23 protein-coding genes and 4 pseudogenes are annotated in these 23,132 nt (G+C 61.5%); 14 read left to right on the plus strand and 13 right to left on the minus strand.

The features are described from left to right. Window positions 1–107: 107 nt before the first annotated feature. A pseudogene (locus tag B0G75_RS41765) lies at window positions 108–479 on the plus strand (AraC family transcriptional regulator ligand-binding domain-containing protein); the annotation flags it as partial. 37 nt (window positions 480–516) lie between these two features. Here the strand turns inward: B0G75_RS41765 and B0G75_RS38220 are convergent. Further along, window positions 517–1,986 (minus strand): annotated as a pseudogene (locus B0G75_RS38220) (FUSC family protein); the annotation flags it as partial. A gap of 43 nt (window positions 1,987–2,029) precedes the next feature. On the opposite strand from B0G75_RS38220, the gene B0G75_RS38225 reads away from it, so the two are divergent. Continuing rightward, window positions 2,030–2,905, plus strand: a complete 876-nt coding sequence (locus B0G75_RS38225; RefSeq protein WP_106314796.1) for a helix-turn-helix domain-containing protein — start codon at window positions 2,030–2,032, stop codon at window positions 2,903–2,905. 951 nt (window positions 2,906–3,856) lie between these two features. Here B0G75_RS38225 and B0G75_RS38235 read toward each other — a convergent pair. Beyond that, window positions 3,857–4,753 (minus strand): oxidoreductase, encoded by an 897-nt coding sequence (locus B0G75_RS38235; protein WP_106314797.1) that lies wholly within the window; start codon window positions 4,751–4,753, stop codon window positions 3,857–3,859. A 244-nt stretch (window positions 4,754–4,997) separates the two neighbouring features. On the opposite strand from B0G75_RS38235, the gene B0G75_RS40965 reads away from it, so the two are divergent. Then, the gene (locus B0G75_RS40965) at window positions 4,998–5,366 is read left to right on the plus strand and encodes a hypothetical protein (RefSeq protein WP_181309441.1); all 369 of its coding nucleotides are present in this window, start codon (window positions 4,998–5,000) and stop codon (window positions 5,364–5,366) included. Window positions 5,367–5,387: 21 nt separating this feature from the next. On the opposite strand, the gene B0G75_RS38245 is transcribed toward B0G75_RS40965, so the two are convergent. Beyond that, window positions 5,388–5,759, minus strand: a complete 372-nt coding sequence (locus B0G75_RS38245) for a hypothetical protein (protein ID WP_146142593.1) — start codon at window positions 5,757–5,759, stop codon at window positions 5,388–5,390. Between B0G75_RS38245 and B0G75_RS38250 the strand changes: the two are divergent. After that, a pseudogene (locus tag B0G75_RS38250) lies at window positions 5,728–6,705 on the plus strand (CoA-transferase); the annotation flags it as partial. The gene B0G75_RS38245 and the pseudogene B0G75_RS38250 overlap by 32 nt on opposite strands. Before the next feature lie 34 nt (window positions 6,706–6,739). Here the strand turns inward: B0G75_RS38250 and B0G75_RS38255 are convergent. Together B0G75_RS38255 and B0G75_RS38260 are read right to left on the minus strand one after the other, a co-directional pair. Next, a complete protein-coding gene (locus B0G75_RS38255; protein ID WP_374956956.1) occupies window positions 6,740–7,204 on the minus strand; it encodes a hypothetical protein in 465 nt (154 codons plus the stop codon). Between the two features lie 23 nt (window positions 7,205–7,227). Then, on the minus strand, window positions 7,228–7,995 hold the full coding sequence (locus B0G75_RS38260) for an SDR family oxidoreductase (protein WP_106314799.1): 768 nt from the start codon (window positions 7,993–7,995) through the stop codon (window positions 7,228–7,230). A gap of 104 nt (window positions 7,996–8,099) precedes the next feature. On the opposite strand from B0G75_RS38260, the gene B0G75_RS38265 reads away from it, so the two are divergent. After that, complete coding sequence (locus B0G75_RS38265; protein WP_106314800.1) at window positions 8,100–9,044, plus strand: LysR family transcriptional regulator; 945 nt, start codon at window positions 8,100–8,102, stop codon at window positions 9,042–9,044. Window positions 9,045–9,129: 85 nt separating this feature from the next. Here the strand turns inward: B0G75_RS38265 and B0G75_RS38270 are convergent, their stop codons facing one another. Together B0G75_RS38270 and B0G75_RS38275 are read right to left on the minus strand one after the other, a co-directional pair. Continuing rightward, a complete protein-coding gene (locus B0G75_RS38270; protein ID WP_106314801.1) occupies window positions 9,130–9,309 on the minus strand; it encodes a hypothetical protein in 180 nt (59 codons plus the stop codon). Between the two features lie 125 nt (window positions 9,310–9,434). Next, window positions 9,435–9,860 carry a hypothetical protein gene (locus tag B0G75_RS38275; protein ID WP_106314802.1) on the minus strand — a complete coding sequence of 142 codons (426 nt, stop codon included), beginning with the start codon at window positions 9,858–9,860 and terminating at the stop codon, window positions 9,435–9,437. Between the two features lie 407 nt (window positions 9,861–10,267). On the opposite strand from B0G75_RS38275, the gene B0G75_RS42160 reads away from it, so the two are divergent. The 3 genes from B0G75_RS42160 (at window position 10,268) to B0G75_RS42170 (ending at window position 11,034) form a co-directional block, all read left to right on the plus strand. Continuing rightward, the gene (locus B0G75_RS42160; RefSeq protein ID WP_374956957.1) at window positions 10,268–10,429 is read left to right on the plus strand and encodes a hypothetical protein; all 162 of its coding nucleotides are present in this window, start codon (window positions 10,268–10,270) and stop codon (window positions 10,427–10,429) included. A gap of 131 nt (window positions 10,430–10,560) precedes the next feature. Continuing rightward, the gene (locus B0G75_RS42165) at window positions 10,561–10,704 is read left to right on the plus strand and encodes a hypothetical protein (RefSeq protein ID WP_374956958.1); all 144 of its coding nucleotides are present in this window, start codon (window positions 10,561–10,563) and stop codon (window positions 10,702–10,704) included. Next, window positions 10,705–11,034 carry a LysR substrate-binding domain-containing protein gene (locus B0G75_RS42170; RefSeq protein WP_374956959.1) on the plus strand — a complete coding sequence of 110 codons (330 nt, stop codon included), beginning with the start codon at window positions 10,705–10,707 and terminating at the stop codon, window positions 11,032–11,034. Here B0G75_RS42170 and B0G75_RS38285 read toward each other — a convergent pair. The 6 genes from B0G75_RS38285 to B0G75_RS38310 all read right to left on the minus strand — a co-directional run bounded on the left by B0G75_RS38285 (window position 11,006) and on the right by B0G75_RS38310 (window position 18,016). Then, window positions 11,006–12,430, minus strand: a complete 1,425-nt coding sequence (locus B0G75_RS38285; protein ID WP_106314803.1) for an amidohydrolase family protein — start codon at window positions 12,428–12,430, stop codon at window positions 11,006–11,008. The two genes, B0G75_RS42170 and B0G75_RS38285, sit on opposite strands and share 29 nt — an antisense overlap. 10 nt (window positions 12,431–12,440) lie before the next feature. Continuing rightward, a complete protein-coding gene (locus B0G75_RS38290) occupies window positions 12,441–13,256 on the minus strand; it encodes an ABC transporter permease (RefSeq protein WP_181309444.1) in 816 nt (271 codons plus the stop codon). Window positions 13,257–13,285: 29 nt separating this feature from the next. After that, window positions 13,286–14,110: an ABC transporter ATP-binding protein gene (locus B0G75_RS38295; protein ID WP_106314804.1), complete on the minus strand. Its 825-nt coding sequence runs from the start codon at window positions 14,108–14,110 to the stop codon at window positions 13,286–13,288. A gap of 4 nt (window positions 14,111–14,114) precedes the next feature. Then, window positions 14,115–15,152, minus strand: a complete 1,038-nt coding sequence (locus B0G75_RS38300) for an aromatic ring-hydroxylating dioxygenase subunit alpha (RefSeq protein WP_106314805.1) — start codon at window positions 15,150–15,152, stop codon at window positions 14,115–14,117. Between the two features lie 30 nt (window positions 15,153–15,182). Further along, a complete protein-coding gene (locus B0G75_RS38305; protein ID WP_106314806.1) occupies window positions 15,183–16,163 on the minus strand; it encodes an ABC transporter substrate-binding protein in 981 nt (326 codons plus the stop codon). An 830-nt stretch (window positions 16,164–16,993) separates the two neighbouring features. Continuing rightward, the gene (locus B0G75_RS38310; protein WP_106314813.1) at window positions 16,994–18,016 is read right to left on the minus strand and encodes a LacI family DNA-binding transcriptional regulator; all 1,023 of its coding nucleotides are present in this window, start codon (window positions 18,014–18,016) and stop codon (window positions 16,994–16,996) included. 264 nt (window positions 18,017–18,280) lie between these two features. Here B0G75_RS38310 and B0G75_RS38315 point away from each other — a divergent pair, with 264 nt between their 5' ends. The 6 genes and pseudogenes from B0G75_RS38315 to B0G75_RS38340 form a co-directional block, all read left to right on the plus strand. Then, window positions 18,281–19,342: a fatty acid desaturase gene (locus tag B0G75_RS38315; protein WP_106314814.1), complete on the plus strand. Its 1,062-nt coding sequence runs from the start codon at window positions 18,281–18,283 to the stop codon at window positions 19,340–19,342. A gap of 17 nt (window positions 19,343–19,359) precedes the next feature. Then, entirely contained in the window at window positions 19,360–19,683 is a 324-nt protein-coding gene (locus tag B0G75_RS38320; RefSeq protein WP_106314807.1) for a non-heme iron oxygenase ferredoxin subunit, read from the plus strand. A gap of 82 nt (window positions 19,684–19,765) precedes the next feature. Further along, window positions 19,766–20,800, plus strand: coding sequence for a sugar ABC transporter substrate-binding protein (locus B0G75_RS38325; protein ID WP_106314808.1), 1,035 nt, complete (start codon window positions 19,766–19,768; stop codon window positions 20,798–20,800). Window positions 20,801–20,819: 19 nt separating this feature from the next. Continuing rightward, a complete protein-coding gene (locus tag B0G75_RS38330; protein WP_106314809.1) occupies window positions 20,820–22,067 on the plus strand; it encodes an NAD(P)/FAD-dependent oxidoreductase in 1,248 nt (415 codons plus the stop codon). Then, window positions 22,064–22,963 (plus strand): sugar phosphate isomerase/epimerase, encoded by a 900-nt coding sequence (locus tag B0G75_RS38335; RefSeq protein ID WP_258194930.1) that lies wholly within the window; start codon window positions 22,064–22,066, stop codon window positions 22,961–22,963. Before B0G75_RS38330 ends, B0G75_RS38335 begins: the two co-directional genes overlap by 4 nt. Then, window positions 22,960–23,132: pseudogene (locus B0G75_RS38340) on the plus strand (alcohol dehydrogenase catalytic domain-containing protein); the annotation flags it as partial. The gene B0G75_RS38335 and the pseudogene B0G75_RS38340, both read left to right, overlap by 4 nt.

Below are 23,132 nucleotides of genomic sequence, written 5' to 3' on the forward strand. Positions count from 1 at the left end.
CTTCGTCTGACTCGCGAACCGCACGCTTGCTCTGCCATACGCCATGCACGAAGTGCAATCGGGCGCAAACCCGACTGCACAGGCATCGATACTGTCGAAACGATCACATGCGAGCTCCGAGTCCAACCGTCCCTATCTCGCTCGTCAACGGCTTTCTTGCAGCCGCCGGCGCGCGGCCCGAGGTCACGCTGCGCTATCTCGAAGCGGCAGGGATCATGCGCGGTCTGCTTGGCGAAGCAGCCGCGCGGGTTACCGAGGAACAGTTTTCGACGCTTTATCGAATGCTAGCCATCGAGCTCGACGACGAGATGCCGGGCGTCTTTAGCTGGCCGTTTCGCAGTGGTACGTTGAAATTCCTGTGCCTGAGTCTTCTCGACGCGCCGAGCCTCGAGACGGCTCTGCATCGCTTCGGACAGTTTTTTCATATCGTGCTCGACGATCTCCGTGTCGAGTCGCGTCGGGACGAGTTGGCGACGCGCCGACCAGAAGTAACGCGGGCGAGAGTACCGCCATCAGACTGATGAAATCCGTTGTGCGGGGCAGGATGACAAAGCCATAGGTCAGGCCTACCGCGACGCCAGCCAGCGAGCCGAACACGTAGCGATTGAGGGTGTCGACCGACTGATCGGCGACGCCGAACAGCGCGCAAGCCACGCCGACCAGAGAGACGGCGGTCGCGCCGTCGGGCCATGCCGAGCCTATCCACAGCGCGCAACTGATCGTGATGCCGATGGCGGCGCCGATTGCACTGCGCGCCGCCAACCAATGGTCGCGGTGCAAGGCATAACCCGCCTTCGAGTCGAATATCCGCTTTGGCACATCGCGAGTCCAGTGCGCTCTAGCGGTCTGCAGATGCTGTTCCAGCAGTCGGCAATCCTGATGCGCGAGCACGAGCTCGCCGAGATTGGCTATCAACCTGCCGAGCAGAAGGTCATGCCACGAATCGCGGCCGCACGGGTACGTCTGATGCGTGCGAAATTTGTCCAGCAGCGTTCTGGTCGCCATGGGGTCGAGCATGCCCTCCGGCGCGTTCAGCCATGACTGCGTCTGCTCGAATAGTGAGGCGAGCCTGGTGGGCATGTCGTGCGCCAGCGCGTGCATTTCCGCCAGAGCGTCGTCGATCGCGCCAGACAGGGACAGCACGGCCAGCAGACGCCGATGAAGCGCTTGCAGGATCCTGGCTTGCAGCGGGCCTTGCGTGGAGTCGAAGGGCAGATGCGTGGACAACTGATGGAGATCGAGCATGTCCACCGCCGATTGCGCGCGATCCAACGCAAGTACGGCGTCACGCGCATTGCCGAGCATATGGCGGGTCCATCGCTCCGAGTCGGCCAGCACAGCGGCGACCCGGGCGTGCACACGATGCGATACCCTGCGCGGCAGGACCAGTGCATGGACCAGCGTTGCGCACAGAATGCCGATCGTGATTTCCTGCGCGCGCATGCTGGCAACGGTAAAGATCGCGCCGGGATTCATCACGTACGGAAAGCCGATCAGGCTTGTCGTGTACCCGGCGAGCTGAAATGCGTAGGCTCGCGGCGTGCGGTCCAGACGTGCAATGTAGAGACAGAAGCCGATCCATATGGCGAGCGCGACACTGAGGACCAAGGGTTCATTGACCAGGGCCGGCACGAGTAAAACAGTCACCGCCGAGCCCGCCAATGTGCCGAGAAAGCGGAAGAGTCCGCGGCTCATTGCCATGTCCGAGAGAGGCTGGGAAACCAGATAAACCGTGCCGAGTGCCCAGAAGGGACGTGTCAAACCAACCCGCAAAGACAGGTACAAGGCCAGCATTGCCGTCACGAAGCACTTAATCGAAAAGAGCGCGGCTTCCAGGTCCGGCTGGTTCGCTTTGAGCAGCGATGTCCGTCGATAAAGATCGTGCAGCTTCCAGCCTCGCGCGCGGGAGCGCGAGGTCTTGAGCGATGAGGTCGAGGTGGCATTTGTGCTTGGCATGACGCTACTATGCCGACTCATTCTCCGCATGAATTTCGCTACAATGACAACATGTCGCTAAAAAATGCCAGATATGGATCGTTACGTTAGCCTTCCTGATTTTGCGGATCCCGACGCGATCGATCTCCCGGCGGTGGCGCTGCGCATGCAGCTCGACGAGCATGCCGCAGAAATCCCGGTGCACAAGCATCGAAAGGGGCAACTGGTGCTGGCGTTGCACGGCGCCGTAACCTGCCAGGTCGCGGGCGCCTTCTGGATCGTTCCGCCGCAATGCGGAGTATGGATTCCCGGCGAGATGCCGCATAGCAACCATGCCACGCCGAATGCCCAGCTTTGTTATCTGTTTGCAGAGCCTGGTATCGTCGACTTGCCGAAGGATTGCTGCACGCTGTCCATTTCACCCATGGTGCGGGAAATGATTCTGCATCTCGCAGGGGCGCCGCAGAACTATAAGCAGGATGCCCACACCGACCAGCTTGCACGCGTGTTATTGCATGAGCTGACGTTGATGCCGGTCGAACGTCTCTACTTGCCGGTTACCGATCATCCGCGAATCCGCCAGATGGCGGATGCATTGAACGCCAATCCCGGCGATCGCAGCACCATTGCGCAATGGGCCAAACGTCTCGCCATGAGCGAGCGTTCGCTGGCAAGACTCGTCGTGAGTGAAACGGGACTGACGTTCGGCCGCTGGCGGCAGCAGTTGCAACTGCTCGTCGCAGTGCGTGAGCTTGCCGGCGGCGCTTCCGTGCAGCGGGTGTCGGAAGAACTCGGCTATGAGTCGGTGACGGCTTTCATCACCATGTTCAGGAAAGCACTCGGGCATTCGCCGGGTCGGTACTTCGCGGCGCTGGCGCGCACGCAGTCGGAAGCCGTGCTCGTGTCGACGGCTTCGACCGAGGTGGACGATCCCGTGGACGGCCCAGCGGATACGGCCGCCGATGCGTGAAATGGCGCGCGCCTCAGCGTGCCGATGCAAGCGTTGAACGCGCGGCCGCGATCATACGGTCGAGCCATTCCTGATGCCCGTTGATCATCGGATTGGGACGCGTAGTCGCAAGCTGTGTGGCGGGGACGCCGTTCTGCGTTTCCCGCGTGAGGATACGCACGCGCTTGCGGGCAGGTTTTCAAGTAGCCACGCGTGACGCACATCCAGGCGCGACTGCGCATCGCCTTCGACCCAGCCGTGCAACGCCACGCGCGCCGGCTGGTCACCACGTGCCGGCACATATTCGATCACTTCCGCCTCGACGGGAAAACCGAAGGTCGTGAAACGGAAACGCGCACCCGCCGACAGATGCGGGCCGCTGCCGTCGTGAAAGCGGATGTCGGTAGCGTTGCTGTAATAGCGCTGTTTCTCGCATATTGGCATAGGGATACTGGGCCAGAAGATCGGCAAGCGCGCGTTATTGTTCGTCTTAGGCGCGGCAACAGCTACGGTTGGCGTGGGACTGCTGCACGTCTTGATGAATGCTCAAGGCTTCCGGTTGTATGAGAAGATTACTGCTTTCCTATATTGGTAAACCGTGAGTCGCCTCAACGACCTTCAATTTAACTCTGACACCTCGAAGGGAAGCGACGTTGATCCCTCGTTTTCGGTCGACCGTGCCTTGTTGGTTCTGCGAGGTTGACCAGGCAGCCATAAAAATACGGCGCGACGAAGAAGAGAAAATGCTTTTGTGGCGGCTCATTGTCGACGCAGTAAAGTTCTCCGTTGATGCGAATCCGCACTAGTTGCTGACGCGTGCCGGGGCTGGGTGGCTTCCCAGATCGCCGCTGCGTCAGCCGCATTATTCTTGTTCGATTTGACGAACGGCGGCATGAACTAGGCTGCGATGAGCCGCCCGTCGTGGCACACGACGGGCGCTGCCGCAGGGTTCCATGACGAGGGTAGTAGCTCTTAGCCCGGTCCGTCGCTCGCGGCCGCCAGAAGTGGCACGACAAGATCGCTGATCGGTGTGGGAATGCCGTGCAATCGACCGCGCCGCTGCACGACCCCATTCCGGCTCTCCCATTCGAGAGGACGTCCACCTTGGCGGTCGGCGAGGATGGACGTACCCAGGTCGGGCGGGGAATCACGAAATCCATCGACGATCTCTTGCGGGACCTCGTCGCCCAATGTCGCACCCTCCGCGCGGGCAACCTCAAGACATTCACGTAGATACGCCAGAGACAGCGTGGTGATGTCGGTTCGGGAAAACATGCCCGCGCGGCGACCCGTCAGAACCATTAAACCCGCGACAGCGTTCTGTAGAAGCTTCCGCCATGCCACGGACGTGAAATCCGCCGCTATGTCGACCGAAACTCGTGTGCCGCGCAGCGCCGCCAACACAACGGCGATCCCCGGCATGTCCGGCAGCGTGAGGCGCGGTTTGCCGCGCAGCCACACCGAGGCATCCGGATCGCGTTGAGCGGGAAACCATATCACCGAGGGCAGCACCGGGTTGCCGGACAGATATGGCGCGACGAGCGCTTTCTGGTCGACACCGTTCTGCAACATGCAAACGACCGTCTTGTGACTGCACAGTGCAGAAAACCACGGGGCCGCCGCTTTCACCTGTGTCGACTTGACTGCAACGAGAACAAGGTCGAAGGTATCTTTGATCTCCGCCGGATTGGTCTGCGCCGGACCTGGTACAACGATACGGCCGCCGTCGAAGCGCAGTTCGAGGCGCTCGTGCGCCGTGCGTCCGCAAACCGTCGGTGTGCGTCCGGCCTCATGGAGCGCTGCCGCCAGGGTCGTGCCGATTGCCCCCGGACCAACGACGGCGACGCTTGGATTTTCTGAGATCGTCATTACCATACTGTCCTGATCTGTGTGGGCCGCCTTGTCGCTTCGCGAACTTCCGTCGCTGCATAACTTCGCACGCACCGCGCCGCTCGCGTGGCCGCCTGTGACATCGAGGGACGCGCCGGCGGCATGGATTCAAGCTCGAACGGCCCATGCGTTGATGTCGAGAACTGCGCCGGCAAACGCTTCTGGTGCCTCCTGCGGAAGATTGTGACCTGCATTAGCCACGACCCGGTTCTCGTGACGTCCTGTGAAGCGTTTCGAGTTTGTCTCTCTGCCTCCGGGCGGCGAAACCCCATCGGCGTCCCCCTCCAGCGTGATCGTGGGCACTGTGATTGATGACATCGCACAGAGTTTGAGTTCGACATTCTCGAACCGGGGATCGCCGTCGACCAGTCCGAAACGCAGCATGGAGCAGAAGGGTATCTATTCTGGAGCGATTCGACAAACCAGAAAAATTACCGGATCGCGTCAGAAAAACTCTCGCAAGATGTGGTGGCTTTTGCTGCAGTTTTGCACCGGGCAGCACCGACGCCACGACGGGAGCTGGATTCGCCGTTCAAAATTCGCGGGAGACGCCTATCGCTTTCTCACCCAGGTCCTCGCCGTTTTGCCTTGAACATGGAGACACGATAACGCGTCACGAGCGCCGTGCCAGTCCATCAAGAAACAACTCAGTCAGATCGTGAGACAGCTTCTGAATGGATGTGATACGCGGCTGATACCATTCGAGTGTTCCATTCAATGCGGTAATCAGGAACAGGCGCGTCAGCCTTAGATCGCGCTCCGGATTGAATCCACCGCGCGCGGCGCAATGCTGGAGCAGTTTGTGCCAGTACGACTCGTAAGCATCCCGAGCGACGATGTGCTTCTCGCGAATCGACGCAGGAACTTGCCCGAAAATGCGGACATTTGCAGACGTATAGTCCTGCAACTTCAGCAGCGCATGCAGGTGAGTGTGAATGGCCGCGTGCAGGATGTTCAAGCCGTTGCCGCTGAACGTGACCTTCATTCGCGGCACGACCGCCGACGAAGATGGCAACGTGACGATGGAAGAAGAAGCCGTGCTTGGTGAGATGCTGGCGATGGCGCAGGCAACGCGCCGCGCGGGCGGTGTCGTGATCGTGCAGGTTAAACGGGTGGCGCGGCGCGAGACCTTGCCGCCCAAACAGGTGAAGGTGCCCGGCATTCTGGTCGACTTCGTCGTGGTCGTGCCGGATCAGCCGCAGACGTACGCGACATCATACGATCCGAGTTACGCGGGCGAACTGCGCGTACCGTTATCGGAGATCAAGCCGTTGCCGTTCGGGCCGCGCAATGTGATCGTGCGGCGCGCGGCGCTCGAACTCTATCCCGGCGCGGTGTGCAATCTTGGCGCGGGCGTTTCGACCGGTCTGTCGACGATCGCTGCTGAAGAAGGTCTGCTCGACGCGGTCATACCGACGAATGAGCAGGGCATTATCGGCGGCGCTCCGCTCACCGGACGCGATTCGGGTGGCGGCCAGAACTTCGCCGCGATGATCGAGCAGCCGTCGCAATTCGATTTCTACGGCGGCGGCGGCCTCGATCTCGCATTTCTGTCTTTCGCTGAAGTCGATCCGCAAGGCAACGTCAACATCAGCCGTTTCGGCGACAAGATCATCGGGGTCGGCGGTTTCATCAACATCAGCCAGAACGCGAAGTGCGTGATATTCAGCGGCACGCTGACGGCGGGCGGTCTCGATGTCGGTTGGGAATGCGGCCGGACCGTGATCCGCAGTGAAGGGCGGCATCGTAAATTTGTCGAATCGATCGAGCAGGTCTGCTATAGCGCAGCGTTCGCGCGCGAGCGTGGGCAGACCGCGTTGTATCTGACCGAGCGCGCCGTGTTCCGGCTCGGCGACGAAGGCCTCGAATTGATCGAAATTGCACCGGGCGTCGATCTTGAACGCGATGTGATCGGGCAGATGGCGTTTCGCCAGCGAAAGAAGGTGGAATTGCTGTTCGCTCACCTCAAGCGCCATCCTCAAACTGGATCGCTTGCGCACGCATGGGTCTGCCCGCGACGTACGGCTGCTTGCCGTTATAGGTATGCGCGTGTCCCGGCGCGGTCGTGCCCGACGCTGATAACGGCTGCACGCCGCCATTGAAGCCGGGATGCACGGTGCGCCCCATGTGCCAGAGCTGCGCGATGATGCGCCCGCCGGCCGCGTATACCGCGTCGGTGACGCGCAGCCAGCCCGCCACCTGTTCGTCGGACCAGAGGCCGGTCGCGAAGGGCCATCCCAAGCCCTGCTGCGAGATGCCGATCGCCTCGCTGATGATGAGTCCGGCGCTCGCGCGCTGGGCGCAATACTGCGCCATGATCGATGTCGGCACGTGATCCCGCGTACCTCGCGCGCGCGTCATCGGCGCCATGAAGATGCGGTTCGGCGCTTCGATGTCGCCCAGCCGGATCGGGTCGAAAAGCGTGGTCATCTCTTTCTCCGTTGGCTGTCGGGTTACACGAGGCGCGCGCCGCCATCGACGTTGAGCGTCGCTCCGTTCATGAAGCCATTGGTCATCAGGAACACTACGCCTGCGCCGGCTTCGCTGGCGGTGCCGAGACGATGCAGCGGCAGCGTCTTCTCCATGTTTGCGACGACCGCATCGCGCGCGTCGCCGAGCGCTTTGCGCAGGATCGGCGTGTCGATCGGACCGGGCGACAGTGTGTTGACGCGCACCGGCGCCATTTCGAGCGCCAGGCCGCGCGCGAGCGCTTCCATCGCTGCCGATGCCGCCGCGAGCACCGCGGTGCCGTAGGCGTTCGGACGGTCGGCGAGACTGCCCGAGATGAACGTGATCGAGCCATCGGTGCTCAAGCGATCGCCCAGAGCACGAATGACATGCACGGCCGCCCAGATGCGTTCCTCGAACGCGTTCCGGAGATGTGCGACGTCCGCCTCGCGCACCGTCCCCGCGACGAAGGTGCCGGCCAGCAAGACCAGGTGATCGACCTTCGGAATGTCGCTTACCGCCTGCTGCAGCGCGTGCGCGTCGGTCACGTCGGCTGCGCGCCATCCGGCGAAGCCATGTTGCGCGGCGACGCGTTGAGTCGTATCCGCCGATCGGCCCACGACAATGACCGCGGCGCCCGCGCGCTTCGCCTGAAGAGCCGCATCGAGCCCGATGCCCGACGTTCCGCCGAAGATGAGTGCGGTCTTGCCTGCCAATGCGCCGTTGGCGACTTCAGTGGCCTGTACTTCCTGCGCTTTCGTGTTCGCGTTCATGTCCTTCTCCTGTTTGACTTCGCCGGTGTGGCGTCGATGGAAGAAGGTTAATTCGCGAAACTACGCTTGATAATCGGGCCGTCGTTCGCTTTAATGATGCCATCATGGAACAAATCGTCGTCGAAAGACTAACTGGGCTGATTGCTTTCGCGCGTGCCGCATCGCTTGGCAGCTATACGGCTGCCGCGCGTTCGCTGTCCGTTTCGCCATCGGCTATCAGCAAGAGCATCCAGCGGCTGGAACAGCATTTCGGACTCAGGCTGTTCAGCCGGACCACGCGCTCGCTGACGCTGACGCCGGAGGGACGCGATCTTCTGGAGCGCACGCAACGCTTATTGCGCGAGGCGGAGGGTATCGAGCAAGGCGTCGCCGCCGCGCGCGCGGAGCCGGCCGGAACGCTCAAGGTGACGGCGCCGCTGCCCGTCGGCGTGAACATCCTTGCGCCCGCGTTGCCCGCGTTTCGCCGGCAGCATCCGAAAGTGACCGTCGATGTGCGCCTGAGCGATCGATACGTCGATCTGATCGAGGAGGGCGTGGATGTCGCCATTCGCGTCGGCGATCCCGGCGACACGCGGTTGATCGTGCGTCGTCTCGCCCCGCATCGAATTTGCGCGTTCGCGTCGCCGGAATATCTGCGTGAGCGAGGCGTGCCGCAGCATCCGAACGATCTCTTGCAACACGATTGCGTGAACTTCAGATATCAGTCGACGGGGCAGGAGGCTGCATGGCCATTCGACATGGGAGGCAAGCTCGTCGAGTTCACGCCCGCGTCGAGCTTGATTATCGACGTCAGCGACGCGATTGCCGCGACGTTGGCGGCCGGCGCCGGTATCGGGATTTCGACGACGTATATCGCGGCGCCATTCGTTCGACGGCACGAACTCGTGCCTGTGCTGCATGAGTTCGCCTACGACAGATTCCATCTGCATGCCGTGTGGCCCGAGAGCCGGCGAAGCAATCCGGCGGTGAGAGCGTTTGTCGGATTTTTGCAGGACATCTTTCCGTCTCCTGCGCCTTGGGACGTACTGGTGCAGGCTCACGCTTCCTAGCGCTTGTCGTCGAGGAATACGCGATCATCGGTTGGATATGCGATCCGTCACACGCTCGTCCTTCGTCGCATGGAATCTTTGCGCCTTAACCGAGCTGCCAAAAATCCTCCATCGCAAAGTCGATGAACACACGCGTCTTCCCGGGGTAGAAGCCGCCGCGAAGCGTAGTAAGGGGAATCATGCCTGCGTCTGAATGCAATTCGGACAGCAACCGCACGAGCTTGTCGCCGACCAGATCCGGCAGTACGTCGGGAAGCGCCAGCATCGCGACACCCAGACCGAGTCTGGCGGCTTGCGCATGGAGGCGGAATCGTTCATCGCATGTCGACGATCACGACAAATTGTTACTCGTACGATCTCGGCTATGGTTTTGTGCGCGCAAGCTCCAACCTACTTGAGAGAGACGGAGACCGTGAACGGCCGCTGTAGGAATCGGCTTCCGCCAAGGGTAGGCATACCCCATTCGCCACCATGATTGCGGCGGTAGACTTCTCCAACGTAACTTCCATAGGCTTTCGCAAATGCCATGACTTGTTCGTCCGTTGGCTTGGGATTCGTGCTGACGTACGAGGAACTCATTTGCGCCAAGGCCTTTTCGACATTTGCAATACTCGCGTCCGACCAGTCGAGTTCTATTCCAAACTGTTTCGCGGAGAAGTCGACGGCATTTAGCGAGTAGGCTTCCGCAACCTTCTGGATTTTTGGATCAGGAGAAAAGGACTGGTTAGATGCGGTTTCTGCCAGCGCAACTCCACCGCGAACGCACGCCATCAGGGTGATCAGCACTAGTAGGAAGCGCTTTACGATTGTGTTCATTCACACCCCGAGACAACTCCGAGTCGCTGTAGCGACTCGGGTATTGAATTTTCGCCTCGACCGAACTTATAGGTCAGAGCAGCCTATACGCTGTATGAACGGCAGCTTTCGGCAAATCTGAAGGTCCCTGTGGGTCGACCTGAACCAGATGCGATTTGAATGAAAGCCTAGCCGGGGGTGTGGGCGGCCATACGTCGCTGTGCGAGGGTCAAACAGAGACGTCGCCGACCTTGACTTATCTAAGCACGATAAAACCGATCATAAGCGCTGCCACGCGTATCGAATGCAAGTGTCCTGTGCGGCAAAATCGGATGGCCGTCTGACGGCTATGACGATCTCGCGGCTGCCGCGATCGATGCTCGATCTCGATAGCGCGCCAGCTCGAAACAGATGTGGGTCCGTTTCGCATGAAAGGCGTGGTCGATCTGATGGCTCGACGCGTCACAGGCGAGGAAGTGGCGGCGCTGCGCGGCGAATTGGGCGGCACGCTGCGCATTGGGCCATCGCGACGAAGGAATATCTCGTTCCGCCATTTCTCGTCAGATTTACGAAAGGAGAACCCGCTGTGAAGCTGCAATTCCGTGGCGAAAATCGCGACGACGTCGTCCGCATGCTGGCGACGAACGAGATCGACCTCGCGATCATGGGACGGTGATCACGCGAGCTGCGCACGAGCGCTGCGGCATTCGCGAAGCACCCGATGGCGTTCATCGCCGCTCCGCCGCATCCGCTCATGCGCGCAAAGCATGTGCACCTGACCGATCTCGAGTCGGCGAACCTGCTCGTCAGGGAGCGCGGCTCGGGTACGCGTGTCGCGATCGGACGTCTTGTCAACGAGGCCTGATTGAAGCTGCATGCCGCGTCGGAGCTATCGAGCAATGACGAGATCAAGCAGCTCGTCGAAGCGGGACTCGGCGTGGCGCTCCTTTCGCTGCATGCGTGTGCGCTCGAGATGCAGGCGGGACTCCTGGCGAGGCTTCCCGTGCCGTCCACACCGATTGAGCGAGCGTGGCATGTCGCGCATATGTCGGAGTGGCGCCTGCCTCAGGTCACTAACGCGTTCCGGGAGTTCCTGATGCTGTCGAGGGCCGCCGTAGCAGGCCTGACTTCGCCACCGGAGATGCACAAGCGGGCGAAAGCCGCCGTTACGCCACTTCTGCCAGTATCCCGCTGACCTCGGCCAGCGCTTGCCGTCGCAGTTCGCCGAGATCGACATTCGCCACGGCATCGTCCTTCACCACGCAGCGCCCCGCCGAGAATAGTGCCGCGACCGTCGGCCGTCCGCCCGACGCCACCGGTCCGATCGCTGGATCGTGCAGACCGAAGTAGCGGGGATCGTCGAGCCGGTACACGGCGATATCGGCCGAGTAGCCCGGCGCAATCCGCCCGACGCCTTCGAGCCCAAGCACGCGCGCGCCACCCGCCGTCCCCCAGTGCACGACTTCTTCCACCGAAGCAGCGTCGGCGCCGCCTTCGAACGTGCCGCCGCGATAGACAGGTTGCGCCGCCATGCCGCGCCGCGCGCGCTGCGCGAGCCACGCCATGTGGACCTCGGAGATCATGTCGGCGGCTTCGTTGGACGCCGCGCCATCGACGCCGATCGACACTCGCACGCCCGCGTCCGCCATCTGGCGCACCGGCGCGATGCCGCTGCCGAGCCGCCCGTTCGATTGCGGACAATGCGCGACCCCGGTCCCCGTCTCGGCGAGCAGCGCGATCTCGCGCGCATCGAGCTTGACGAGATGCGCGAACCAGACATCGTCGCCGAGCCAGTCGTATTCGCCGCAGAACTCGACGGGCGTCGCGCGATGCATCGCCTTCGCGCTGTCCTGATAGCCAACCGTCTCCGACAGATGACTGTGCATCCTCAAGCCGAGCCTGCGCGCGACGCGGGCCGTCTCGCGCATCTCGTGCGGCGACATCGAATAGAGCACGGTGGTCGGCGCCATCGCGACACGTCGCATCGCGCGCGGTGAGGCATCGTGATAAGTCGATGCCAGCCGCTCAATATCGGCGAGATAGGCATCGAGCGACTCGGGCCGAAGCGCGGTCGGCAACTCGGCTTCGAGCTGGCGCGTGCGCGTCGCACCGCCGCGCAGCAGCACGAAGCGCAGGCCGAGCTTGTCCGCTTCGTCGAAGAGGATCGCCGAACTGTCGAACGGCATGCCCGGGTAGTACAGATAGTTGTGGTCCGCGACCGTCGTGCATCCCGAGCGCATCAGTTCGATCAGCCCGATGCGGGCAGCGAGGCGGAAGCGCCTCTCATCGAAGAGCGCGCGAAAGCGATACGGCGTCGCGGCGAGCCACGGTGTGAGGGAGGCGTTGAGTCCCGCAGGATCGCCCTTGAGCAGCGACTGGAAAAGATGATGATGCGTGTTGACCCACGCCGGATAGACCACGCAATCGGAGGCATCGACGATCGTCTCGCCCTCGCGCGGCGCGAGCCTGCCAATCGCTGCGATCGTCTCGCCTTCGATGCGGATGTCCGGTCCGTCCACGCGCGCCGGTTCTTCGGCGCTGCCGTTACCGCCGGTCATGATGGCCGCTGCGTTGCGAATCAGTATGCTCATATCGATGGTCTCAGAGTTCGCTCTCGTGCCAGCCGCGCAAGCCGATGCGCGCGACCCACACGGTGATGCCGAACAGCACCACGCCCGTCAGCGTGATCAGAAAGAGCGCCGCAAAAAGGCGCGGAATGTTCAACTGGAATCCCGCCTGCAGAATCTGATAAGCCAGACCCGAACCGCTGCCGCCGGTTCCCGCGACGAACTCCGCGACGACCGCACCGATCAGCGAAAGTCCGCTCGAAATCCGCAAGCCGCCGAAGAAATACGGCAGCGCGCTCGGGATGCGCAGACGCACAAGCGTCTGCCAGCGTGTCGCGCGATTGATGCGAAACAGGCTGACAAGGCCCGGATTAACGCTGCGCAAGCCGAGTGCGGTGTTCGAGATGATAGGGAACAACGCGACGAGCGTCGCGCAGATCACGAGTGCGAACGTCGTGTCCTTCACCCAGATGATAATGAGCGGCGCAATCGCGACAACTGGCGTGACCTGCAGCAAGATCGCGTAAGGAAAAAAGCTCGCCTCGATCAGCGGACTCTGCGCGAAGAGCAGTGCGACCGCCACGCCCAGAACTGTTGCGAGTGCGAAGGCGAGCAGCGTGATCTTGAGCGTCGCGAGAAGACTCATGACGAGCATCGGGCCATCGGCGACCAATTGCAGCGCGATGTCATGCGGCGCGGGCACAAGATACACCGGCACCTTGAAGAGCGCGCACCAGCCTTCCCAGACCAGCAGCATCAATATGCCGACGACACAGGGCGCCATCGCCTTCGCTACGCCGGGCCGCTGTAACAGTCGCGGGCTGCGTCGGCGCTCGGCTGTCGGCTGCATCGCAGGCTTCGTTGCAAGCGTCTGACTACTCATGATTGCGCTCCTTCGGTATCGACCTGCCTGTCTTCACTCGATGCCAGATGGGCGTCGGTGATCAGGTCCGACAACGTCTTGCAATGTTGCATGAAGGGCGCCGACACGCGATACGCTTCGTCGCGTTCGGCCGGCCCGCCGATCGGCACGTCGGCGATGACACGCCCGGGCCGCGCCTGCATCACAACCACGCGTCCCGACAGATACACCGCCTCGTAGACGCTGTGCGTGACGAACACCACAGTCATCCCGCGCTTCCTCCAGAGCGCGCGAAGATCGGCATCGAGCTTGTTGCGCGTGAATTCGTCGAGCGCGCCGAATGGCTCGTCGAGTAGCAGCAGGTCGGGTTCCGTGACGAGCGCCCGTGCCAGCGACGCACGCATCTGCATCCCGCCCGACAGCTCGCGCGGACGCGCTGTGCCGAAGCCGGCAAGACCGACGTTCGCGAGCGCCGTGGCGACACGCGCGTCGGCTTCGCGTCGCGGTACGTGCGCGAGGTCGAGCGGCAGGCGCACGTTGTCGGCAATCGACGCCCAGGGCATCAGCGTGGCTTCCTGGAACACCATCGACATGCGCCGCCCGGCCGATCCGACGACGCTGAACGGCTGACCCCACCACCGCATGTGACCGTGCGTGGGTGTTTCGATGCCGGCGAACATCTTGAGCAGCGTGCTCTTGCCACAACCCGACGGTCCGAGCAGCGAGACGAATTCGCCCGCGCCGATGGTGAGGCGTACATCGTCCAGTGCGATCGTGCCGTTCGGATAGACTTTGTCGACACGCTGGACGGCGAGCGCCGTGTCTTTGCTGTCATTGCTCATGGCCTCATGCCTCCTCTGTATCGATGCGGAACACTTCGCGCTCGCCATGCTCTTCGAGCAGCTCGAGCAGCATGCGGCGCATCAGCAGTCCGGGCTGATCGGATGCCATGTGGCATTCCTGCTGGCGGCGCACGTCGATGCACGCGTCGTAGTCGGTGGCTTCGAGAATCTCGCGGTCTTCATCGGTGATCGGCCGGTCCCAGTCGATCAGCTCCTGGGTCGAACATTGCTCTTCAGTGTCGTTGCGATAGAGCCATTGCACGAGCATCATCGTCCGGTCGTCGATCGGCGTCGCGCAGTTGTAGATGATGTGATGCACGCCGCTTGCCGGATACATGCAGCCGAAGCGCCGCGCGAACGGCATGTACCATCGGTTCATCAGATGGCGCTCGGTGATGTCGTCGGTGGTGCCCGTGATGCGGAAGCTCGCTTGCGGGTTGCGGATCGGCACGCGCGTCTCGGCCTCAAAGCCCCATTCGTTCGGACGGAACTCGTACTTCGATGGCTTCGGATTGTCGAAGAGACCGAAGTTCGACTTGTGCACGAAGCTGAAGTGCGAATTGTCGAACGAATTCTCCATCATGCGCAGCGGGCTCGTATTCCACTGTTCATAGAACTGCAGGATGCGCCGGTAGCCCGGTGCGGTTTCCTCGGCAAGTTCGGGAATCGGCTGCAGCGGATCGTCGAGCGCAACCCACACGTAACCGTAGCGCTCCTCGCAGCGATACGACTGCACGATCGCGCGCGACGGAATCTCGCCGCCCGCGTTCTGCGGAATGCGCACGCACTTGCCGCTGCAGTCGTAGGTCCAGCCGTGATAGCCGCAGGCGATGTTGCCTTCGGCATCGACGAACCCCTTCGATAGCTTCGCCGTGCGATGGCAACAGCGGTCGCGCAGCGCATGCGGCTTGCCGCCCGCGCCTTTCCACAGGACGATCGGTTCGTTAAGCAGGGTGAACGGCTGCGGACCTGCGTCGAGTTGCGAGATCGGCATGACCGCGTACCAGAAGCGGCGCAAAACTTTCTGACGTGTAACCAACATGATCGGACTCCTTGATTCCGTGAAGCCCGCTCAGGGCATGACCTTCGCGTTCTGGATGTACTGCAGCGTATAGGCGCTCTTGTAGTCGGTGCTCGCTTTGAGCAGCTTCGCGCCGACCATGTAGTCGTAGGTCTTCTTCCAGCGCGTGTCGGTCATCGCGCCGATGCCGAGCGTCGAGGCGTCTCCGCCCGTCACGAGCTTCAGCTTCTTCAGTTGCGCCACGCCAAACGCGAGCTGCGCATCGGTCATCTCGGGATTGTCCTTCTTGATGAGCGCGTTGCCCGGCGCCGGATCGGCGAGATAGCTCTTCCAGCCTTCCATCGACGCCTTCACGAAGCGCGCGGCCACATCGGGCTTCTCGGCAAGAGTCTTCTTCATGCCGACGATGGTGGTGTTGTAGGGCGGATAGCCGGCGTCGGCAAAAAGGAAAAAGTGCGTTTTCACGTTCGCGCGCTCGGCCTGGAACGTCTCGGATGACGGATACGCCTGCATCGCGACGTTCGCATCAGCAAAGAACGGCTGGAGGTTGAACGTATAGGGACGCGTCTGACCGTCGCTATAGCCATACTTCTCCTTGAGCCAAGGCCACCACGACGTGCGACCCGAGCCCGCGACGAGGATCGTCTTTCCTTTGAGGTCCGCGAGGCTCTTCACGTCGTCGTGCGTGAGCATGCCTTGCGGGTCGAACTGGAACGAGGCGGCGACCGTCGTCACCGGAATCCCCGCCTCCACGCTCGACAGCACCTGGAAGTCGTAGCCGAGAATGAAGTCAGCCTGGCCGCCGACGAGCAACTGCATACCGTTGACCTGCGGGCCGCCCATCTTGATCGTGACGTCGAGCCCGGCTTTCTTGTAGAGGCCCGTGGCCTGCGCCTGATAGAAGCCGCCGTGCTCGGGCTGCGCATACCAGCTCGTCAGGATGGTGATGTGATCCTCGGCGTGCGCCGATGTCGTCGAACAGATACTCGCGGCCAGAACGATGCTGCTCAAGATGCGATTCAATACACGCATGAAAAGGGCTCCCCTGTTAGAACGTAGGAAGACCATGCGGACGTAAGAACGTGTCGGGCGCGATGCGCTCGGCGTGCCGGATGACGATCGAGGAAGATTCGGGGCGATTCACGCAACGCTTCCTGTCGACGGAATCCGGACGATTCCGTTCGAACGTCGAGGCTGGTCGACGTAGGCGCACGATGCGCCCCAAGAGCAATGCCCCACGTCAGTCAGATACGCCGACGCTAGCCGCTTATACTCTGCAACGCTTTAAGCGATATCCATGCCAGAGATTCGTTGCCGGGACTGGCGTATCTTGGGTCGTTGCAAGCCGGTCGAACGGGCGATACAGGGGCAGCGGCGCCCAATCATGAGGCACGTAGGCACTGCCAAGGAACGCCTTCGGCCCTCACAGAGGTCGGATCGGATTCGGCCAAGCCATTTACCCAGTACATGACGGATTTCGGTGGGCAATGAGTATGCGAGCGCCACCGCGCATCTGGACTGGATAGGCAGGTTGATGTGAATAACCGATATAGCTTTGCGAGCGGCCATTACGGAGGGCGGAGTTCAAGTGGCAGCAGTGGGTCGGTTATGCCCTTCGCATGTGCCGCGCGCCCGCGACACTCGCCGGACCCGGTCGTCAGACGCAGTGCGGCCATCAACGGCCGTTGGACGAACTTGTCTGAGTGTCCGCTCGCAGATTGTCAAGAGACGACCGATGAAAGCTGATCAACGCGTTTCCCAAGGTGCGACGGTCAGTGCGCGACAGCGTATTTTTTCGGAACAAGTGCGACGCGCAAGACTGAAACGCACGGAGGAAGCTTGCTGCGCACGCCGCACATTTGCTAGTACAACGAGTAGCGGGAATAGGTCTCGATTGGAATGATTGCCTGAGCGGGAACGTCGCCCCCAGCGCGGGCCGTTCTCAAATGTTCGACCGCGGTGCGAAGCAGGAGCCGAAGATCCTGTGTGAGCAAATAGTCGATGGTATCGGCACGCAATAGCGGCTCCGTTATCCGGTTCACTTCGTGCGTGATATAGACCGTCCGGCCCACAAGATCGTGTTCGCGCAGCGCCGCAGCCAATCCTTCGTTGCCGCCCGCCACGTTGTAGATGGCGTCGAGCTTGCCGTGTCCCTGTAGAAAGCGCATGGTCGCCTCATAGGTCGCAGCGCCGGAATCTGCGCCTTTGATCACCTCCACGAGGTTCACGTTCGGGAACCGTTGTCTTAGCAACGAACGGAAGCCAATCTCGCGGTCCTCGTGGCACGTATAGGAAAACGTGGCGACGACCACTGCGACGTCGGGTGCGGTGTGCGCCTGCAGATGCCGTCCAATGAGGAACGCCGCAGACTGACCCGCCGCGCGGTTATTGACGCCGACATAAGTGTGACGGGCGTCGGCATCGACGTCGGTGATCAGTGTCACGACCGGTTTGCCGGCAGCCATGCATTTGCGCAATGCTGCGGTCGTTGCAGCCGTATTCGTGCAGATGATCGCGATACCGTCTGCCTCATCGGCAGCCTTGTGTACCCTCGCTGCGACTTCGTCGTCAGGTACTCCCACGCAACCCTCGACCTCCAGGCGCACGCCCGACGCCGCGAATTCCGCTTCGAGTCCGGCCGCGCTGCGCGTCAACTCCTCCGTAAACGCGTCGCCTGCCTGCGACAGCAACCTGAACACGTAGCTGCGCTGTCCCACCGGAGATGCCGGGCGCACCGGCGTCTCCGAAGCCAATTGCCTTACCGCTGCATCGATAGCACTGCGCGTGCGCGGATGCACCCCGGGGCGGTTGTTCAGCGCGCGATCGATTGTCGCCCGGCTGAGCTGCGTCATTTCCATCAGTTGTTTCAGTGTCGGCTTGCCCATCGTCGCCCGGTCCTCGTCGTCGCAGCGCGGCATTGCCGCGCAGGCATCATTTTGCCTCAAAAATGAGTCTTTTGAGGCTTACCGGAGGTGCACCGCCAAATCCGGCAAAGACTGGCTTTCGTCTCGGGGAATACCCTCTATGGCTCAAAATGAGGCAATTTGGCGTTTGACCGTGGCTCAAAAAGAGCCTTAAATGCGCTCAAGGATGATCAATGCATCACGCAGCTCATCACGACGGTCAACATCAGGCACGGGGTGCGATTCATGTCCAACCAGCAAGACAGCAGACAAACGATCACCATGGACGACTGGTATAAATGCCGGCTCGACAGGAAGGTGCTCAAAGAGGTCACGCGGCGTAACGACACCGCCGCGTTGCTGCACTTTGGCGGTTTCATTGCGTTGGTGGCGGCAAGCGGGGCGTTCGCGTGGCTGTCGCTCGATACGCCCTGGTGCGTACCGGCGTTCCTTCTTTACGGAACGTTCTATGCCTTCGCGGAGGCGATGGAGCACGAGTTGCGTCATCGCACGCCCTTCAAAAGCGAATGGCTGAATGAGTCGGTGCACTGGCTGATCTGCTTCATGACATGGCGCGAACAGATCTATAGCCGCTGGTCGCATGCGCAACATCATACGTACACGCACCTGACGGCAACCGTCCCATCCGACGTTGAACTCGCAGTCAAGCGGCCGCCGAACTACCTGAAGCTCGTCACCGATTTTCTGCGCGTTTCGCACGGCATTCATCACCTTGGCAATATCGTTCTGCACACTTTCGGCATCGTGTCGAAGAGCGCAAAAGCCGTCGTGCCGGTCACCGAATATCGTGCAATGTGCCGCAATTCACGCGTGATTCTGCTGCTCTACATTGGCGTGGCCGGGTGGGCCATCGCCGCCCATAGCTGGTTGCCCGTGGTGTTCCTTCTGTTGCCGCGCGCCTACGGCGCATGGCTGCATGAATTGCTGGCGATTACCCAGCATACGGGGTTGCGCGAAAACGAGCTCGATCATCGCTTTTCGACACGAACGATCAAGCTCAACCGGATGCTTCAATTCCTTTACTGGAATATGAACTATCACGTCGAGCATCACATGTTTCCCAATGTGCCGTTCCATGCGTTGCCGAAGCTGCGTGAGGCAATCCGCGAGGATCTGCCGCCTGCCTACGACGGCCTCTTTAGCGCGTGGAGAGAAATCCTCCACGTGTTCAGAATGCAGCGGCGCGATCCTGACTTTATGGTGACCCCGCTCGTGCCCGGCAAGCTGGCCGCCGCGGCTGCAGGCCAAACCATCGATACGCCGCCTGGCGCGGTTGAGGCTCGCTGAGCCGCGGAGATACGCCAATGAACATCCTGCAATGGCATCACGTCTGCGCGTGCGATGACGTCGAAGAAGAGGACGTCATCGAGTTTAGTCACGACGGCAGGCTGTATGCGATCTATCACACGCCGACCGGCTTTTACGCGTCGGCAGGCCTTTGCACCCATGAAACAGCGCGCCTCACGGAGGGGCTCGTGTTTGGCGACATTATCGAATGTCCGATGCACATGGGGCGTTTCCACATTCCGACAGGCGCGGCGAAAGGTGCGCCCGTCTGCATCAATCTCGCCATTCATCCCGTGAAGGTCGAGGACAACAAGGTTTTCATCGGGTTGCCAGCGGATTGACTGTAGCGACGCGCGGTTGAGGCAACGCATGAATGGCCGATGTCGCCACATCGGCAAATAGACCATAAACAAGGAGACAGACATGAAACATGTTATTGGAAAGATGCTCGGCCTGAGCGCCGTTGTGTTGAGTCTGGGACTCTGCACGAGCGCTTGCGCGGACCCGGTTGCCCATTTCGATTTCATCACGCACGCGCCGGATTCGGATGCGTGGTGGAATACCGTCAAGAACGGCATCGCGCAGGCCGACCAGGATTTCAACGTACGGACCGACTATCGCAATCCGCCAAATGGCGACATCGCGGACATGGTGCAACTGGTCAATCAGGCTGCGGCACGCAACTATGACGGCGTGGTACTAACGATTGCCGACTACGATCTGCTGAAAGGAGCCGTCTCGAAGCTGAAGAATAAAAATATCGCTTTCATTACGGCCAATACCGGTACGGCGCAGCAGAGCGCTGACCTCGGCGCGCTCATGCACGTGGGCCAGCCGGAGTACCTGGCCGGCAAGGAAGCTGGCCTGCGTGCGAAAGCCGCCGGCATCAAAACGTTTGTCTGTGTGAATCACTATGCCACCAATCCGCTCTCATTCGAGCGTTGCCGAGGGTTCGGCGAAGCCATCGGTGCGGACTGGAAGGCGTCGTCTCTCGACGTCGGCACGGACCCAACCGGCATCGAAGCGAAGGTAAGCGCATATTTGCGAACCCACCCGGATACCCAAGCCGTGCTGAGTTTAGGGCCGACTTCTGCGGACCCGACCATTCGCGCCGTCACGAAGCTGGGGCTTGCCGGGAAGATCTGGTTTGCCACCTTCGACATCGATGCTGACGTAGCCAAGGCCATCAAGGACGGCACCATCAAGTTCTGCACCGACCAGCAGCCCTATCTGCAGGGGTACATTCCGATCGCCATGCTCGCAATCATGCACAGAAATCACAGCACGGATGTCGTCGCGGCTCGCGCGGAGCTCGAGAAGGACCCGAACTTCATCAAGCGTCTTCAGGCCTATGGGCTGAAGCCAGTCTACGAGGCGCGCAACATCAGCTCAGGACCGGGCTTCATTACGCCGCAGAACATCGAGCAGGTCTCGGCGCTGGCTGGCCGCTACCGCTAAGCTCAACCGGGAGCCGCTGATGAGCACAACGGAGCCGATGGTGATCGTCGGCGCGGGCCAGTGCGGAGCGCGTGCGTCGCAGGCGTTACGCGAGAACGGCTGGGACGGCGCCATCACGCTTTTCGGCGACGAAGGTTTGTTGCCCTATGAACGGCCGCCGTTATCGAAGTCGGTGCTGCTTGGGCAAAAGACGACCGCCCAGTGCGCGATCTACGACGAGGCGTTCTTTCGGGAACAGCGCATCGATCTGCGTACCGATGCGCCTGTGGCTGCGATCGATCGCGTGGGGCACAGGGTGGTGCTTGCCAGCGGCGACACGCTCGGCTATCACCGCTTGCTGATTGCGACGGGTTCCCGGCCACGCCGGCTGGATCTGCCGGGGGCGACGCTCGCCGGCGTACATATGCTGCGTAGCGTGTGCGATGCGCATGCGATCAGCGCCGAACTGCGCCCGGGTCGCCGCATCGCGGTGATTGGGGCGGGTTTCATCGGCCTTGAAATTGCAGCGACAGCGGTAGCACTCGGTTGCGAGGTTGTCGTGCTCGAAGGGGCGTCGCGGGCGTTAATGCGTGCGGTGCCTGAAGTCGTGGCGCAATGCCTGGTGGCGCAGCATAGACAACGAGGTGTAGACGTCCGCTTCGGTGTACATGTGGAACGCCTTGTCGGAACGGCGCGCGTAAGTGGTGTGCAGCTTGTCGACGGCACAACCCTGGCGTGCGACGCCGTGATCGCTGGAATTGGCGTGATGCCGTGTACCGAACTTGCACAGGCCGCAAATCTTGACGTCGAAAATGGCGTCGCAGTCGACGCGACGTTATGCACGAACGACCCACGTATTTTCGCTGCCGGGGATGTTTGTTCGTTTCCCCACCCGCTGTTTGGCCGCCGGATTCGGCTCGAATGCTGGAAAAATGCTGAAGACCAGGCGCGTGTCGTCGCGCGCAATATGCTCGGCCACGGCGAAGCCTGTTCGTCAGTGCCATGGTTCTGGTCCGATCAATACGACATGACGATCCAGATCGCCGGCATGCCTGCGCTTGGAACGACGACGGTGGTACGCGAGACGGGTTCGGCGTCGCGCGTGTTCTTCGCACTGGACGGCGACGGCGTGCTTGTCGGCGCGAGCGGAGTCGGACAGACTGGCGAAATTGCGCGGGACGTGCGCTTCGCACAAGAGCTGATTGCGCGGCGCGCGTGCGTGGCGCCTCATCTGCTTGCCGATCGCGGGACGAAGCTCAGGTCGCTGCTCGCCGCGGAGGCGCAATGAATCAACGACTGCTTGTGTTTCAGTCGCTGTGGGCGATGGAGCGTCGCCATCCCGACGGCTACGAACGCACACTTGAAGAGAACGTGCGGATGATTGCCGACGCCGGCTTTGACGGCGTGAGCGCGCACTATACGAAGCGTGCGGACGTTCAGCGGCTGGCCCGGTTGCGTGCCACATGCGGACTGCACGCGGAAGGTCAGTGCTTTCCACGCACGATAGACGATTTACAGCCCGTGCTCGAAAATGCCGTCGAATCTGGCGTGCATCACATCGACCTGCAACCCGACGTACGTCCTCGCACTGTCGCAGAATGCGTAGCGCTGCTCGACGGCTGGCAGAGACTGGCCGAACAGGTCGATTTCCCGGTCTACATCGAGACGCACCGCGATCGCATGACCACGGATCTCTATTTCACGCTTGACCTGCTCGACGCGCGGCCCGATCTAAAGCTGCTTGGGGACATCTCGCATTACCTCGTTGGACGCGAATTCTCGTGGCCCGTGTCCGACGAGAATCATGCGTTGATGCACCGTATCCTGGATCAGTCGTGGGCCTTTCACGGGCGCGTCGCGAGCCGCGAGCAGGTGCAGATAGAGCTATCGTTCGAGCCGCACCGCATGTGGGTCGATCTGTTTCTCGGCTGGTGGGGCTATGGCTTCGCGTCCTGGTGCCGACGGGCGGGCGCGGACGACACCCTCGCCTTCACCTGCGAACTTGGCCCCAAACCGTACGCGATCATCGACCGCGACGGTAACGACACGACCGACCGCTGGGCGGAATCGCTGCTGCTGCAGGACATGATCCGCAAGGTGTGGGCAGAGGTTCAACGCGACGTTCGACCAACGGACTACGCAAATCACGAACGACAAACGCTTCAGCAGAGGAATGCAGTATGAAGACACAAGCAGCCATCGCATGGAAAGCCGGCGCGCCGTTGACGATCGAAGAAGTCGATCTGGAAGGGCCGCGCGCCGGTGAAGTCCTGATCGAAGTGAAGGCCACGGGCATCTGCCATACCGATTACTACACGCTCTCCGGCGCGGACCCCGAAGGCATCTTTCCGGC

Origin of the sequence: Paraburkholderia sp. BL18I3N2, assembly GCF_003001875.1 — a bacterium.
GTDB lineage: Bacteria > Pseudomonadota > Gammaproteobacteria > Burkholderiales > Burkholderiaceae > Paraburkholderia > Paraburkholderia phytofirmans.